General features: G+C 62.6%; 8 protein-coding genes. 1 reads left to right on the plus strand and 7 read right to left on the minus strand.

The features are described from left to right. Window positions 1–36: 36 nt before the first annotated feature. From EKO19_RS06985 to EKO19_RS07015, 7 genes are all read right to left on the minus strand, one after another. Window positions 37–294 carry a hypothetical protein gene (locus EKO19_RS06985; protein ID WP_129775618.1) on the minus strand — a complete coding sequence of 86 codons (258 nt, stop codon included), beginning with the start codon at window positions 292–294 and terminating at the stop codon, window positions 37–39. Then, complete coding sequence (locus EKO19_RS06990) at window positions 291–770, minus strand: hypothetical protein (protein WP_129775619.1); 480 nt, start codon at window positions 768–770, stop codon at window positions 291–293. The genes EKO19_RS06985 and EKO19_RS06990 overlap by 4 nt, the downstream gene beginning before the upstream one ends. Then, complete coding sequence (locus tag EKO19_RS06995) at window positions 767–1,744, minus strand: RHS repeat domain-containing protein (protein ID WP_129775620.1); 978 nt, start codon at window positions 1,742–1,744, stop codon at window positions 767–769. Before EKO19_RS06995 ends, EKO19_RS06990 begins: the two co-directional genes overlap by 4 nt. Further along, entirely contained in the window at window positions 1,741–11,928 is a 10,188-nt protein-coding gene (locus EKO19_RS07000; RefSeq protein WP_129775621.1) for an outer membrane protein assembly factor BamB family protein, read from the minus strand. Before EKO19_RS07000 ends, EKO19_RS06995 begins: the two co-directional genes overlap by 4 nt. Before the next feature lie 131 nt (window positions 11,929–12,059). Next, window positions 12,060–12,404, minus strand: coding sequence for an SDR family oxidoreductase (locus EKO19_RS39465; RefSeq protein WP_129775622.1), 345 nt, complete (start codon window positions 12,402–12,404; stop codon window positions 12,060–12,062). Next, window positions 12,338–13,222, minus strand: a complete 885-nt coding sequence (locus tag EKO19_RS07010; RefSeq protein ID WP_129775623.1) for a hypothetical protein — start codon at window positions 13,220–13,222, stop codon at window positions 12,338–12,340. Before EKO19_RS07010 ends, EKO19_RS39465 begins: the two co-directional genes overlap by 67 nt. Window positions 13,223–13,426: 204 nt before the next feature. Then, entirely contained in the window at window positions 13,427–15,634 is a 2,208-nt protein-coding gene (locus EKO19_RS07015) for a TonB-dependent siderophore receptor (protein ID WP_129775624.1), read from the minus strand. Window positions 15,635–15,814: 180 nt separating this feature from the next. On the opposite strand from EKO19_RS07015, the gene EKO19_RS07020 reads away from it, so the two are divergent. Then, window positions 15,815–16,552 carry an alpha/beta fold hydrolase gene (locus tag EKO19_RS07020; RefSeq protein ID WP_129775625.1) on the plus strand — a complete coding sequence of 246 codons (738 nt, stop codon included), beginning with the start codon at window positions 15,815–15,817 and terminating at the stop codon, window positions 16,550–16,552. Window positions 16,553–16,593 lie beyond the last annotated feature (41 nt).

Below are 16,593 nucleotides of genomic sequence, written 5' to 3' on the forward strand. Positions count from 1 at the left end.
GGAATTTTTTATAAGGATTGTGGCAATTCCTACCGGTCAGCGCCGCTCCGGCGCAGGAGGCGATGTGCCGGTGGCACTGCTGGCGGGCGGCATGAAAACCTCTTGACTGCGTCGAGGCGGCTGCTCGATCTGCGCCTGCGTCGTATCGTCGGGGCGACGAGCGTCCTCTTGCGGTGTCCCGGCCGTGGGCGCCTGAGGCGCGATTGGTGCCTGCCTGGTGAGCAGAACGATACCGGTGCCCGCCGCGAGCAGCACGCCCGCGACGATCACCACTATGAGCACTCTTCGAGTCATGTCGACTGAGCCATCGCAAGGGATGTGGGCGTCGGAGTGAATACGAGCGCAGCCCCCGAAGATGCTTGCACCATCAAGCGCCGCTCCTCCCACCAGCTTTCGCCGAGCACATCGTCAGCGTCGAAACGATCCAGCACCCGCCGCGCGGTCGGTTCGTACAGCAGCACGGACAACTCACTGACGATGCACAGACTGGATCCCACGCCATAAATGGCATGCACTTCATCTTCGAGATCCACACTCACAGCCGCCTTGCCCGGCACCAGGAGGTGGAATCGGGCGCCTGCCCACAAGGCGATCGCCGATGCGTCGAGAATGGCGACCCCGGGCAGGTACCAGATGGGCAGATCCACGCGCCACTCCCCGCCCGGGTGCACGACCACCTGCAAAGTCCGCTGCTCGCTCGTGGCCGCGACCTCCACGAGGCTGACCGTCAGATGCTGGCTGATGTAGCGGGTCGAATACTGTGCTGTCATTTGGGCATGGCCGTTACGAAATCCACGCTGCCTTCGGCTGTGATCTGCCACACGGATAGAACGTTCGCCGTCTTACCGTTCGCACCCGTCATCGTGCCGGTGGCGCGAACTTTATTACCTTGCATGGTCGCAGTCCCAAAATTGTCGATCAAGTGCTGCTTCAACGCCGGCTCCAGATTCTTTTCGCTGAAGCCCAGCACGCCGCGGAAGAAACCGCCCTTGCCTTTGCTTTCCACGCTGTTCACATTGCCCAGCAGGTAATCCACCTTGCCCAGGGTCGAGTTCACCGGGCCGGGCACGCGGATCGCGTGGATGTCCAGAATCTCGCCGGAGGTGCGACTGATGAATCGTGCCGAGCTGCCGCGCCGGACCGCCCGCTCGATTTTCTTTTCCGCGCCCAGGAAAGGAATCCAGTTCCAGGGACTGCTCGCCTCTTCGTCGGCGATATCGGCAAGATCGCTCGCTCCTTGGGCGACCATTTTGGCGCCGCGGGCCGCGCTCTGGCGGGTCAGCTCGTATTCGCAGGTCTCGTCGCAAGCCGTGTCGGCGGACTGGCGTCCGTTCGGATCGATGAATCGATACGGATTGTTGTTGCTGTAGCCGTACCTGTTGAAGGTGAACGGATCGGCGGGATTGATTCCGGCCGGATCGATGCTCATGAAGCGCCCGAGATACGGGTCGTAGTAGCGCGCGCCAAAGAACGTGAGCCCGGTCGCGTCGTCATGTTCCTTGCCGGTATAAGACAGCTTTTCGTTCCCGGCGGTCGAGTCGAGCTGCTGGCCGAACGGCGCATATTCCTTACGCCACAACAACTGCCCGGACTCATCCGAAGCCGCGACCACCGAGCCGAGGGCATCATTGTGATAGAACGTCGTGGTGCGCTCGGCGAATGCCTGCATGGCGATTGCCGCCAACAGCACTGCCAGCAGCAGACGGACGAGCGAGTGGACGATCATGGCGCGTTGCTCGCTCACAGGCCGCTCCTTGTATCGTCGAACGTTTGCTCCGGCGCCCGTGCCCCCGGCGGCGTCGCACTGAGGCTGCGCACTACGATGTTGTCGAACGTGGCACCGCCATTGCGCCAGCAGTAGAACGCCACCGAACCGCTCGCCACGCCGGTATCCGTGCCGGTGTAGAACACTTGCCCGTCGATCATCACCGTGATGGTGCCGTTGTAAGCGGAGATCGATAGGCGATACGTCTGATTCAGATTGAATGCGACGCTGTCTTCCTTCAACACGGTGAAGGTGCCGGCCACGCGCTTGACCAGCCGCCGTTGCGACAGCGTGCGATCCATCGAGAAGCGGTAATAGTTGGTGTTGTCCAGGTAGCGGAACATCAGACCCAGCGTGTCCGGATCGCTGGCTCGCAGGTCCGCCTCGACCGTGTAGTTGGTCCAGCTCGTGCCGTTCGTCCAATACATATAAGTGCCGAGTCGCGGGATGGTGGCAGGCGTGGTCGCGCCGCCAAAGATCTGCGAGGTCTGCACCGCCGCTTGCGTGCTCGCGCTCCACACGGGTGGGCCGCCGCTCGTGCCGGCATCGGTGACGATGGTGAAGCCACCGAGGCTGCGATTGGTGAAGTCGTTGGACATCAGCACCGGCCGCGCCGCGCCCACTGTAATGGTGATCGTCGGCGCGTGAACGGCGCCCAGGCTGTCAGTGACCCGCGCTGTGATCGTGTGCGTGCCGGTGGACAGCGTGCTGGTGCTGATCTGACCGGTCGAGCCTAGATTGCCATTGATGCTCGAGGACCACGTGATCGAACTCGTCAGCGGCCCATCCTCCTCGTCGGTTGCAGTCGCGGAGAACGCGATGAGATCGCCGAGGCCATACGCCGCGCCATTGGCGGGAGAGACGATCGTGACCACGGGTGCGTGATTCACGAACTGATTGACCGTCAGGCTGATCGTCGCGAGTCCAGTGACGTTGCCACTGTCCGTGCTACTCGCCGTGATCACGTGCGTACCGAGACTGAGTGTGCTCACATTCAACACGCCGCCAGTCCCCAACGCGCCATCGACGCTCGAAGACCATTGGATCGTGCTGGAGAGCGAGCCGTCTTCGGCATCCTCCGAGATCGCGCTGAAAGTCACATTCCGGCCTTCGACCACCGAGGCATTGTCGGCGGGGCTGGCAATGGTCACGACCGGCGCGTTATTCGAGCTGGCCGTCGTCAGGTTCTCGACTTCGACGTTGTCGAACGCTGCGCCCTGGCTGCCCCACGAATACAGCGCGATCGAGCCGCGCAGGTGGCTGGGGTCGTTGCCGGTGTAGAGCTGGACCCCGTCGAGGCGGATCGTGATGGTCGTCCCCACCACCTCGACTTCCAGCTGATAGCTCTGGTTCTGCACGTACTGCCACGTGTCTTGCCAGATCGTCGAGTACACGCCGTTCACTTTCTTGACCAGGCGACGGAAGCCGCGCTCCCGATCCATCGAGAAGCGGTAATAGTTGTTGTCGTCGCGGACGCGGAACATCAGGCCGAGGCTGTCGTCGTCCGGCGAGCTGATGCTCAGATTCACGCGATAGTCGGTCCAGTGCGTGCCGCTGGTCTGCAACAGATAAGTCGCCTGCTTATCGATCGCGGGCGACGTGAGCGATCCCGACCACGTGCCGGTGAGCTCGGTCGCGGCACCGTTGGATACTCTCCACACCGACGCGGCGATCGGTGCGTTATCGACGACACGCCAGCCCGCCAGCGCGTCCGGCCCGACCGACACATCGAACGGATCGTACATGTGATAGGCCTGGCCATCGGCGTTGATGACGATGGTCCTGGTCGCGCGGCCGGTGACGCCACCGCCATCGGTGGCGGTCGCAGTGATCACATGCTCGCCGGCGGTGAGATTGCCGACTCGAATCGAAGCGCCGCGCCCCAACTCGCCGTCGATGTTCGACGACCAGACGATCGACGAGCTCAGATCGCCTTGCTCGCGATCGGTCACGGTGCCCACCAGAGGAAGGGTGCTGTCGACGGTGTAGAAGCCGTTCAAGCCCAGCGACGTGATGCGTACCACCGGCGGATAGTTGGCCGGAATCGGCAGCACTTTCACCGCGATCTCCTCGGCGGCTTTGGCGCCGGCGCTGTCCATCACCAGCGCTGTGATGATGTGATCGCCGACTTGCAGATTGCTGACCGTGATGGTGGAGCCCGTGCCGATCGCGCCCTGCAGGCTCGACGACCACTGGATGGCATTGAGCTGGCCTTCCTGCGGGTCATAGCCGATCGCGCTGAACGTGAGCGGATCGGTGAAATAGATTTCGGTGTTGGTCGCGGGCGCCTCGATCACGATGAACGGCGCCTCGTTGTCCGGCGAGTCGACGATGGCCCATACCATCCGGGTGGTCGTGAGGCCGGAGCTGTCAGTCACCGCTGCACGGATTTGATGCCAACCGACACTCAGCGACGATGTGCTGAACGAGGAGCCCGTGTGCAGCGGACCGTCCAGCGGCGAGGTCCACTGGATGCTGCCGCTCAGATCGCCGTCGCGCTGATCGTAGGCGCTCGCCTCGAAATACACCTCTTCGCCCGCCATCACCTCGACGAAGCCCCACGGCGAGTTGATGTTCAACTCCGGAGGCAGGAGCGCGACGGTGATGTTGCGCGTTTGCGATGCCTCGGCGCCCGAGCTGTCGCGCACACGAGCTGTGATCACGTGCGGCCCCGTACTCAGACTCGACGACGAGATGAACGCGCCGGTCCCGATGAGGCCGTCGCGATCGGAAGACCATTCGATGCTGCTGCTCAGATCGCCATCCGCGGTGTCATACGCTTCGGCATCGAAATAGATTGGGGTGCCTTGTTCGTATGTTCCGTCCGCGGATGGAGAATAGATGTAGAGGTTCGGCGGAATGATCTCCACCGTGATCTGCACGGTCGCACTCGTCGACGTGCCGCTGCTGTCCGTAACCTTCGCAGTGATCGTATGCGAGCCTGCCTGCAACGTCGTGACGGTCAGCGTACTGGCCGTGCCCAATGGACCGTCCAGACTCGATGACCATTCGATCGCGGCGCTGAGATCGCCGTCGACTCGATCCTGCGCAGTGCCGGCCAGCACGACAGCTGCGCCGCGCTCGAATTGTGCATCGGTGGTCGGCGACGTGATGGAGACAGTCGGCGGCACGATGCCTACCGTTGCGGTGAACGTGTCGCTGCCGCTGAGGTTGCTGCTGTCCGTGGCAGTCGCGGTAATCGTGTGAGTGCCGGCGCGCAGTGAATGCAGAGACAACGACGCACCGCTGCCGAGTACGCCTTCCAGATTCGAGGACCACTCGACGCCGGCGCTCAACTCTCCATCGGTCATATCCACCGCATAGGCGCTGACGTTGAGCAGCTCGCCAACATCGAGGTTGACGGTAGCGCCGGAACCCGGCGCGGTGATCACCACGCTCGGCTCGGGGCTGGGCGGCACGGGCACGATCCGAGCTGTATTGCGACTGTTTCGGTTATCGCGATTCCTGGTTGGCCACGGCGAGTCGGCGAGACCGCTCGAGCCCGAGACGATCAGCACGCGCTGGCCCGCCGGGCCCAGATAAATCGTGCCATCGATCAGAATGACCGGATAAGTCACATCGCCGGAGCTGTCTAGCATTGCTTCCGACAGTCTCACGCCCGCACTGCTATACGACGCGAACGCGTTGTTGCGCGTGGCCACGTAGATGCGACCGTTCGAACCGATCACGGGCGTACCAGCGAACGTGTAGGTTTCCGTCGCAGTCCAGGTCAACACGCCCTGACGCGACACTGCACACAGTGCGCGCTGCGTTCCGCAGAGTTGCAGAATCAGCCCATCCGGCGTGATCACGGGCTCGCCGCGCGCGCCCGCGAACGTCCATTGGCGAACGCCGCTGACCGCCGCAATCGCGTGCAGGCCGGCGGAGTTGCTTATATAAATCGTGCCGTCCGAATCGATCGACGGCGCCGAGAACTCCGTGCCGGTGCCTCGCGATGTCGTGTCGACCCAGCGCTGCGTTCCAGACACTGCATCGTAAGCACGAATGCCACTCGCGCCGTCATGCGCGATGACGTCGCCATTCAATCCGATCGCGAGCTTCGGACGGCGACCCGAGAACCGCACGCCATTGCCCCACACCGGACGCCCCTTGCTGTTGATTGCAAGGATCAGATCGCCAGCGGAGTCACTGCTGCGCACGCCGAAATACAACGTACCATTGGCGCCGAGTACCGGCGGTTCATACAAACCAACGGAGGTCGAAGGCGCGGCGACGCTGTACGACCAGCGCTGCCTGCCATTCGGGAACAGCGCGACGACACGCTGCGCGTTGTCGGCACGCGCCGTGATGACATAGATCGTGCCGTCGGCGCCAATCACCGGATGACCGACGATCTGCGTCGGCCAGGTCCACTTCACCGAGAAATCGGGATTGAGCGCTTCCAGCCCGGTGCTGCTGTTCTGATAGATCGTGCCATCGACGCCGAGCGCCACCGATCGCATCGGCATGGTGCTGTCGTTGACTTGCAGAGCGACCGCACCCTCCGTCGGCACCGACGTCGCGTTGCGCAGATCGGTGCCCGCCCAATATTCCTGGCGATTGCTGAAGCCGTCGCCGTCCGCATCCTCGAGTGCGTCGGCTGCGTTACGCGGATCCAGGCCGTACTGAACTTCCTGCCCATCGCTGATGAAGTCGCGATCTGAATCGGCATTCAGCGGATCGGTGTGATACGTGAGCACTTCCTGGCCGTCGTTGAGGCCGTCGCCATCGCTGTCGGCGACATTCAATCGCGTGCCCGCGGCATGTTCCTGCGCATTCGTCAGGCCATCGCCATCGGGGTCCTGAGCCGCATCGGCGGGATTCGCCGGATCGAGACCATAGGCAAGCTCGGCGCAATCGTCGATGCCATCGCCGTCTCGATCCGCCGCGATGCTGAATGCTTCACTGTCGAAGCATTGATAGGAACTGCCGGCACTGTCGTGCCGTGAAGTCGGCCAAGGCGTGCGAGCGAGACCTCCGCCGTTGTCGACGACGGCGAACAGCTGGCCCGTGCGTGAGCCGTAGTACAACGTGCCGTCGCGATCGATGACCGGCGGCGCACTGACCTCGGTATCGACCTTGTGAATCCATAACAGCGTGCCCGCCGGGCTGTAAGCGCTGATGGCACCGCCGAAGTTGGTGACGTAGATGGTGCCGTCCGCCGCGACCGTCGGGGTGTATGAGGTGCCGTAAGTTGCGGCGGACCACAACGTGCTGCCGTCCTGATCGCTCACCGCGTACAGCTTGCTGTCGTAGGCGCCGATGTAGAGTGTGCCGTCGCCACCGACGGTTATCGTCGAACGCGTCTGCTGATCGGGCGACTGGCGCGTCCACAGAATCTCCCCTTGTGGACTGACCGCGTAGGTGCGACCGATCGTATCGGAGAAATAGATCTTCTGATTCGGGCCAATGACCGGCGCGGCCGCCGCCTCGGCGATTCCTTCGATCGACCAGAGCTGCAGTCCTCCAGGACTGAAGGCGCGCATGACGCCCGACGCGTCCATCACATACACGTTGCCATTCGCGGCAACCACCGGCGGATACGTCACACCATCGTTGAATGAGCCGACCGCAACTGACTGCCCGTCCTCATTCAGCGCGCTCCATCGACCGAAGACGCTGATGCCGAAGGGTCCCGCGCTGATGGTGTAGGCGGCGAAATAGACACGGCCGCCTGTGCCCAGCACGACGCCGGTGGCATTGCTGGCGGCATGAACCCAGCGGCGCGTGCCGTCGGGATTGATCGCGTGAATGCCCGGCGTTGCGCCGGCGGCGGAGATATAGATCGTGCCGTTCGGCGCAACGATCGGTGCCGACAGCGACGCCTGCGGCACCGTATATCGCCAGCGCTGCGTGCCATCGGGATAGATGGCGTAGAGATTTTCATAGTCGGCGCTGACGTAGATCGTGCCGTCCGGCCCGATCGCCGCCGACGACATCACTCTGCCAAGAGTCTCGAAGCTCCATGCCTGTCGACCACGCGCCGGCGTGCTTTGTGCGCGGGTCGGATCGAAGCCCGCCAGGCTTTCCTGCCGGTTGCTGAATCCATCGCCATCGGCATCGAGCCGCGCATCGCTGGGATCGTGCGGATTGCTGCCGAGTTGCAGCTCCCAGTAATCCGACACGCCGTCATGATCCAGATCGGCCAGCGCCGGATCGAGTTGTGAGTTACCCGCCTCCGCGCCGTCGCTCAGCCCATCGCCGTCGGAGTCGGCCAGTGTCGGGTCCGTGAGATACTGATTCATCTCTTGGTAATCGGACACGCCGTCGTTGTCCGTGTCCGCCCTGGACAGTGACGTGCCCGCGAGGAACTCCTGCAGATTGCTCAGCCCGTCACCGTCGCGATCCGCGGCCGCATCGCTGGCGTTCGCCGGATCGAGGCCCAACTGCACCTCCATGCAATCGTTGATGCCGTCGCCGTCGGTATCCACCGCCGCATTCGCGAACCGATCGTCCGATTTCGCGAGCGTCAACGTGCCGAGCCGGATGTAATCCGTGCGTGTGCAAGTCGCGATGGAATCCTCGAACAACAACGCGCCGGTGTGCGCCGGGACGCTGTAACGAATGTCGTAGGATCGATGTTTCTTCTCGACGACGCGTTGCCCGTTGCCGTCGTACACGAACTCCTTGTCCACCACCGACGTGGTCTGCGACGGGGTGCGACTCACCACCCTGGCCTCGACCAGGTTGGAAGCCGCGTCGTAGCTGAACTGTTTGTCGTCGACCGTGACGACGCGCATGCCGGCATCGAATCCATACTGGCGCCGGGCGACGGCATTGCCGCGGGAATCGAAGTCCATCCGAATGCGCGCCAGCTCACGCGTACTGTCGGTCGGGCTCATCTGCTTGACCTGACGCAACCGGCGCTGGTCGTCCATCTGATGGTTGAGCGTGTCGCTGCCGACGACTCTGCTGCGCATGTTGCCGAAGAAGTCGTAAGCGAACTGCGCGCGCCCCCACGAGCCATTGGCGATCAGCAACCGATCCAGGCCGTCGTAGCTGCCCGCGTCCTGCATGCGCACGGACTTCGACGCGTCGATGCCGTCGACCATGGCAGTCATGTTGCCGGCCAGGTCGTAGCTGTAGCTCAGGTCGACCAGGCCACCGGCGCGAATGGTTTCGGGGATCATGCGCTGACTGAGCGTGACGTTGGTGACCACGCCGTTCGCCAGCCGATAACTTTGCAACTGGCCACCCGGATGCCAGGTCACGTTGGTCGCGAACGTGCCGGCACGCGTCGGGCGACCGAACGCGTTCGGCGCGTAGTCGACCGCCAGCCCGCTCGGATACGTCACCCGCGACAGCGCATCCAGATCGTCATATTGATTGGCGGTGACGTAGCTGCGAACCCCGAGCACCGCATCGGCGATGCTCAGCGTCTGGTTGGTGAGATTGTCGTTCTCGTCATAGTCATAGACCCAGTGCGCTGCTCCTTTGGTGACTTCCCGCACATTGTTATTGGCATCGTAGAGCCGCGCTTCATCGGGCGTCGTATCCGGATAGTTGGTGTGAGTGCGCCGGCTGAGATCGTCGTACCCGAACAGGACCGGCTCATTGTCGTTCACGCGCTCGCTGAGCACATTGCCGATCGGGTCATGCGTGTAGACGGTGGTGCCGACTTCGGGCTCGATGGCGCGCACCAGAAACTGGTGCTCGTCATATTCATACTCCTTGCCATAGCCGCGCACGCTGCCGTTCGAGAGCAGCTCGCCTTGGAATACCCGCGTGATGTTCTCGTAGGCGTTTCTGAAGATGAGCGTGCCGACGTTCTCGGGCGCCTTGACGAAAGCCAGCGACATGCTGGCGAAGTCGATGCCGCGGACGTGATAGTTGTACGTGGTGGTGAAGCCACGCTCATTGGTCACCCGCACCTCGTCATCGTCGTACACATACCCGACGTGACCGCCGTCCGACCGCTCCGTGCGAACGATGCGCCCCAACGCGTCATACGAGCTGGCGATACCGGCAGCCGAGCTGGGATAGGAAACAAAAATCTGGCGGCCGCTGGCGTCGTACCGCTTGGTTCGATAGATCTCCTGTCCGGTGACGCTGTCGCGCCGCTCGGTCCGCAACGCCTGCCCGAAATCGTTGATCAGCTCGGACTGCTGATAACCGCCGCGCGTGAGTGTGCGCCGGTAACCGCCACCGACCGTGTCGTAATGGATGGTCACATCGGCCTTGATCGGGAAATCGATGGCCGTGAGCCGGTTCAGCTCGTCATATTGAAAGGCAGTCGTAAAACCGCGGCCATTGGTGTCCGAGCGCACCGTGCCCGTGTCGTTGACGACCCGCTCGATCGTGACCGACTCCGGCAGCCGCTCCAGCCGCGGAACGCCGCGTTTGTAATTCGAGTAACGCCGGATCTTGCCGCGGGCATCCTCGATGGTCGCGATGTCGCCGGCGTCGTTGTACGTGTACTTCGTTTCCACGCCGAGCGAGACTTCGCTCAGCAGCTTGCCGTTGGCGTTGAAGGTGCGCTCGATCTCGCCCACGGTGTGCGGAGTGGCGCCCCCGAGCTCCTGCCGGATTTCGTCCTTGGGCAGCTGGACGATCCATTTGGCCGGATCGATGAAATACGTCAGCCGCGTCTGTATCGAGGGCCGATCGCTGAAGTTGGTGCTCTCCACGATGCGGCCCGGATTGCCATAGGCATCGTGATCGAAATATTGTTTGTAATGATTGAAGCCCTCGGTCGGCGCCCGGGAGTCGCGGTCGACGTATTCGCCACTGAGCATCGGTGCATAAGTGCCGTCGTCGCGCCACCAGGAGCGATACCCCGCACCGTGCCAGTAGTCTTCGGTTGAAATCCGCCGCCCGGTCCACGAGTAGCCGGTGCGCTGGAGCAATGCATTGCCGGTGCTGTAGATCTCGTGCATCACCTGTAAGCCGACGAACGACGGCCGCACGAACACCTGGCCACCGGTGGGACCGGCGGCGCGAAAGTCCTTGCCGTAGTGATAGAACTTCTGGATGTCCTCCGGCCCGATGATGGTGGTGACGTCGTGCCGGAGCTGACCGCCGAAGCTGTCATCGTAGGGATAACTGAAAGGCGCGAACGCATAAGTCCACTGACCGCCGGTGACGCCCGACCCCGAGACCGTCTTGGTTTGAATCGCGGTGGTCTTCTGCATCGGATCGCCGGGATCGAAGGCCACGCGCTGATACGTGTAATCGATCTCGGCGCCGTGCGGATAGCTGACATGAATCAACGAGAAGCTGGCGGGCCCGTCCTCGAGCACATCGTCGTTGGGATCGGGATCGCCGAGCTTGGGGTTGTATCTGTAATACCAGCTGCGGCCATCGGGTCGTACCACCTGGGTCAGCTGATAGTAGTTGTCGAACATGAAGCCGGGAATGGACTCATATAGATAACCGACGCGCTGACCGTTCGCCGAAATCGCTCTGAGCCGGATGCCGGCGCCGCCTTCATCGTCATACTCATAACGCACCACCGGCGTCTCGTCGCCTTCCTCGCTGCGAAAGACCGCGTCGATATAAGAGATGCCGAGCGCGTTGGTTTTATAGGCGATGCGGATCCAGTTGCCTTGCAGGTCTTCGATGCGGGTCGTGAGCCAGGCCGGCTCGTCGTGCAACACATCGAATTGATTCATCGTGTAGCGCGTGCCGTTCGGGCTGGTGACGGTCAGCCCGACGCCATTCGGCCCACACTGCGCGCGCCAGTTGCTGCGCGTAATCATGCTGCCGTCGTTATTGATGTGATTCAGCACCAGCAGCTCGCGCCCGCCGTCCGGCATTTCGAGCGACGGGTTCTCGCGCGTGGTCAGCGGAAACGCGCCTTGGTTACATAGTGTCGACTGATATTGGCGCGGCACGACGATGCGCCCGAAATGCATGGTCCAGCCGAGCCCGTTCAGACCGAGCTTGGGATACTGGTTGGTCTGCAGGCTGGTGTAGACGCGGGTGACGTTGATATCCATCCCGCCGTTGCCGGGGATGGACAGATCGACATACTTCAACTGCAACGTGCCCGAGAACGGGTCGACGTGCTCATTGAAGTGCTGATTGATGGATTCCTTGAAAGGATTGAGCCCGGGTTCGGCGTAGTAATCGCGGATTTCTTCCGCCCGCACCTGACCGACGGAGGTCAGGCTGCCGAACAACAGCCCCCAGAAAAGCGGACGCAGCCAGCCGAGCGTGGGCATGCCCGCACCTCCCTGTTACAGACACTCGCTCACTTCCTTGTGGCGCCCGATCCGTGGCGCCGAATGCGTCGCGATTAAAGCGCGATGGATTCGCCGCCGTCAAATATTTCTTGGATGTTTGTTATGGGCTGTTACATCCAGCTGCCGCCGTTGACGTTGAGCTCCTGGCCGGTGATGTAACTTGCCCCGTCGGAACGTAGAAACGAGCACGCGGCGGCAATATCTTCCGGCGTTCCGGGGCGCGCGATAGGAATCATCTGTGAAATGACTTCGAGCGGCGGGACTTCGCCGCTTTGCTCGCTGCGACGGGCGAGCGGCGTAGCGACGAGTGAAGGCGGAATCGTATTCACAGTGATCGCGTGCCGGAGGAGTCGCGCGCGCCTTGGAACAGGCGCGCGCGTGATCGAACTTATTGCTGAAGCGTCCAATTCACCGTCTCGGTGAGGATGGCACCGTTCGACAGCTCGACCGTCCATTCGATCGGCGCACCCGCCGCCTGCGGCAGCACTGCATCGGCGGCCGGGCACAGCACCGCGGGTCGACCGGCGCTGTTCGGCGGCGGCACCAGCGAGCAATAACCTGGATAGCCGATCGGCAACGGCGCACCGTTCGCCTTCGCGATCACGTTCACGACGTTGCTGTTACGAGGCAGGGTCAACGCGGCATCGAAGTGTTGATTGGGCAGGAAGCTGCCCGCGGCCGGCGATATTTCGACGGCGTCCGCGACGATCAACTCGGCGGCCTCGATGTCGGCGCTGATGAAATACGACAGGCCGGGGCCGGTGATCGTGATTTCTTTCGTGCCGTAGTTGGCCAACGTGGGCGCAACAGTCGGCAGCGCCGTCGATTGAGTCACGCTGCCAGAGCCGAAGAATTCCACCCTGATGTCGTTGACCGTCGTGCCATTCGACAACGGCTTGTTGTCCGAGCTGGACATTACGAAGGCGCCCATTGAGGAAGGCCCCTCCGCGCCGACGCTGATGTAGATTTCCTGAGTGGGCTGCACGTTCTCGAACACGAAGCCGCCCGCCGCGAAACGCATGCGCGCTTCGTTGACGTAGGGATGGTATTGGCCGATATCCGGCGTCGGCGACCCATTGGGCGTATTCGTGTTGTAAACATACGTCCCATTCATGCGTGAGCCCGGCACGATCTTGCCGTTGAGCGCACCCTGCATATCGACCGCCTGGATGACTCGCGCCACCACTTTCACGCGGACCACCTCCGCCATCGCCGGTGCACTTGCCAACACCGACAACAGCAGACCGCTGACAAACAATGCTGCCTTCTTCATGGTTCTCCCTAACGTAAGTTGCGAGTTGATGGACATGCGAATCCATCGCGCGCGACAGCGCCTCGCCCGGGAGCAGTTCGTTACTGAGTCGGCGGCGCACGAACGGCGCCGCGAAAGTCGCAACTATTGCCCGATCCCTGGCGGTTCCCTGTTGCCGGCCTCAGTCATTGAGGCCGTGTTTCCAGATTCGCGACGCCATCTTACTTATTCGAAGCTCGCCTTCACAGTGAACATGAAGTTACGAGGCTCGCCATACCAGTTGCCGTTGCTGAGGCCGCCGATGGTGCGCAGGTAGGTTTTGTCCGTGAGATTGTTTACGTTGAGCGCCAGATCGATGCGGTCGTTGAGCTGATAACCCGCGCGCGCCGACCAGACCGCATAGCCGCCTTGCTGGAAACGGATCGCACCCGAAGTCTTGTACGCTTCGGTCTGCGCGTTGACGCCGCCACCGACACTGAGGCGCGACAGCAATCCCGGCAACTTATAGTCGGTCCACACGCGGACACTGTGCTTCGGCGTGAACGAGCTGAGCGGTTTGCCTTCGTTGGCGCTCGGTGTGCCGGTGGCGGTCTTGTCGCTCAGATATTCGGTGGTCGTGTAGGTGTAGCCGGCGAACACGTTCCACGAGTCGGTCAGCGTGCCGTTGATCTCGGCGTCGAAGCCACGGCTGCGCACTTCGCCTTCGGCGATGGAGCAGACGCCGCCGACCGGCGAGGCGGGGCAAGGATTGGGGGTATTCGGATCGGTCTGACGCCGGTTGACCTCTTCGATCTGGTAGGCCGCGAAAGAAACATTGGCCAGTCCTTCGAACAGCTCGCCCTTCAAGCCCATCTCGTAACTCTGGCCTTCGGCCGGAGCGAGCGGCTCGCCGGCGGCGGTGTAGCTGTTGGCCTGAGACGTGAACGTCTCCGCATAACTCACATACGTCGACCAATTCTTGGTCAGCTCATAGGAAACCGCGCCGTACGGCGTGAACACATCGCTGTCCCTGGCGTGCGCACTCGTCAGGCCGGTGACCTTGTTGAAGACCTCGTTCTCGTACTCACTGAACCGACCGCCGACGATCACGCTCAACGGATCGGTCAATCGGAAACGTACCGAACCGAAGATCCCCGTCTGCTCCGTCGTTTCCTCGGTACGCGTCTTGGCACGCGCCGGCACGGTCGGGAACACCGCGTACTGATTTGGATCGAACGTGAACGGATTGATGGCGGGATTCGGCACGGTGAACAGCTGGCTGTCCAGATCGTACGTGCGCTTCCAATAGTTCGCGCCCACGATGACATCGTGACGACGCCCGAACGCGTCGAAGCCGCCCGTCAACGTCGCGTCCGCGGAATTCTGATTGCCGATCAGGTGCTGATTGAACGCCGACAGACTCGAACCCGCCAGCGTGGTCACGCTGACGGTGCCGAATGCCGAGCCGGAATGATCGTGATTGTCCTCGCGATCGTTCAGCGCGCCGATCTTCAATTCCCACACGTCGTTGAAACGATGTTTCAGATCGGCGAACACCGTGGTGCTCTTGGCATTCGTGTCGGACCAGGCGGCATTGAGATACGTCGAACGGCTCAGGTTCAGCGACCTGCCGTCGGCGTAGCGCGGCAGGCCGGCGTAGAACGGCGTCATCTGGTTCTCTTCGTACTTCATGCCGGCCGCGATCGTGGTCGCCGAGCCCAGGTCGTACTCGATGATGCCGTAGCCCACCGGCTTGCTGGTTTCGGCCACGTCGTAGAAGAACTCGCGATCCTGATACGCCGCCACGAAACGGCCACGCAAGCTGCCGGAGCTGTTCAAGCCGCCGGTGACGTCGATCTCGCCGCGATAGTTGTCCCAAGAGCCGACGCTGAGCGAGCCGCGCACGGCAAAATCGGCGCTGGCACGTTTGCGAACCAGATTCACCGTGCCGCCTGGCGTCGAGGCGCCAGCAAACAATCCCGCCGGCCCGCGCAGCACTTCGACACGATCGTAAATGGCCGTGTCGCCCTGAATCGCAAAGCCCTTGGCCGTCTGACTGAACTGGGTCGGCACGCCGTCGAATTGCACCGAGCTGATCTGGAAGCCGCGCGAGTAGAAGGCCCGCTCATAGCTGCTGTTCTGCTCGACGACGATGCCGGTGGCCGCCTGCAACGCCTCATCGAGCGTGCGCAGGTTCTGATCTTCGAGACGCTCGCGCGTGATGACGGTGACCGAATTGGTGACGTCCTTCAGACGCTGCGAGCCTTTGCCGATGCTCGCGCTCGACGCGCCGTAAGAGCCCGTGCCTTCGGTGGCATCGCCGATCTCGCTGGCCTCGACCCGGAGCTTCTTGAGCTTCTGCGCGTCCTCGCTCTCCTGCGCCGCTACGGATGTGACAGCGGCAAACGCGAGCACGAGAGCGACACCCGCGCGAACGGAACCAACGCAAGCCATGCGAACTCCTCACCAAAATGTTGAGCGAGTGCTGGCCGGATCGGATCGATGCGTGGGCGCTGAAACGGGCCGCTGGAGTCGCACTCGCGAGCGGCGGGCGGGCTCCTGGGGAAGGAGCGTGGCTAGCAGTTCCAGATGCGAGCTATTCTCAGGTAGCGCCGCGAGGATTGCAACTTCGCCATGCCGCTCGGTAGGCTGCGCGCGAAGGAAATTCTCATCGTGACCGATCGACTCCCGCTGCTTTTGTTGCCCGGCCTGTCATGCGATCAGCGCCTGTGGCGCGATCAAGCTCGCGACCTCAGCGACATTGCCGAGCCCACTCTCCCGGACCTCACGCTCGACGACAGCTTGAGTGCGATGGCCAGACGCGTTCTCGACGCCGCGCCTCGGCGTTTCGCATTGGCGGCGCTGTCGATGGGCGGTTATGTCGCGTTCGAAATCCTGCGTCAGCAGCCGGAACGAGTGACGCGACTGGCGCTCGTGGACACCAGCGCCGCGCTCGACTCTCCACAACGAGTGACGCAACGAATGGCCGGCATTCAGTCGTTGAAGCACGGACGATTCTTCGGCGTGACGACTCGCATGCTCCCGCAACTCGTACACACCAAGCATGTGCACGGCCCGATCGGCGAGGAAGTGCAAGCGATGGCCAGGCGCGTCGGGGGCGATGCGTTTCTGCGTCAGCAGAACGCCATTCTCAATCGGCCCGACTCGCGCCCGCTGCTGCCGTCGATCAAGATTCCCACGCTCGTTGCGGTCGGCGACTCGGACGTTCTCACGCCACCGGGCGATGCCGAGGACATGCATCGACAGATCGCGGGCTCGACGTATCACGTGTTCCCTGAGTGCGGCCATTTGCCGCCAATGGAACTGCCGGAGCAGACATCGCAGCTGCTGCGCCGCTGGCTCCTTGAATAAATTTCACGACTCGCGCCGGTGGTTGCCACTGTCTGGCGCCG

It is taken from the genome of Peristeroidobacter soli, from assembly GCF_004138485.1.
In the GTDB taxonomy this organism is placed as follows: Bacteria; Pseudomonadota; Gammaproteobacteria; order Steroidobacterales; family Steroidobacteraceae; genus Steroidobacter; species Steroidobacter soli.

Excerpts from the sequence above, each read along its gene's own strand:
- EKO19_RS06990 (WP_129775619.1), bottom strand. The coding sequence starts at position 770 with ATGACAGCACAGTATTCGACCCGCTACATCAGCCAGCATCTGACGGTC.
- EKO19_RS07000 (WP_129775621.1), bottom strand. The coding sequence starts at position 11,928 with ATGCCCACGCTCGGCTGGCTGCGTCCGCTTTTCTGGGGGCTGTTGTTC.
- EKO19_RS39465 (WP_129775622.1), bottom strand. The coding sequence starts at position 12,404 with ATGGACGGTCGAGCTGTCGAACGGTGCCATCCTCACCGAGACGGTGAA.
- EKO19_RS07020 (WP_129775625.1), top strand. The coding sequence starts at position 15,815 with ATGCCGCTCGGTAGGCTGCGCGCGAAGGAAATTCTCATCGTGACCGAT.
- EKO19_RS06985 (WP_129775618.1), bottom strand. The coding sequence starts at position 294 with ATGACTCGAAGAGTGCTCATAGTGGTGATCGTCGCGGGCGTGCTGCTC.
- EKO19_RS07015 (WP_129775624.1), bottom strand. The coding sequence starts at position 15,634 with ATGGCTTGCGTTGGTTCCGTTCGCGCGGGTGTCGCTCTCGTGCTCGCG.
- EKO19_RS07010 (WP_129775623.1), bottom strand. The coding sequence starts at position 13,222 with ATGAAGAAGGCAGCATTGTTTGTCAGCGGTCTGCTGTTGTCGGTGTTG.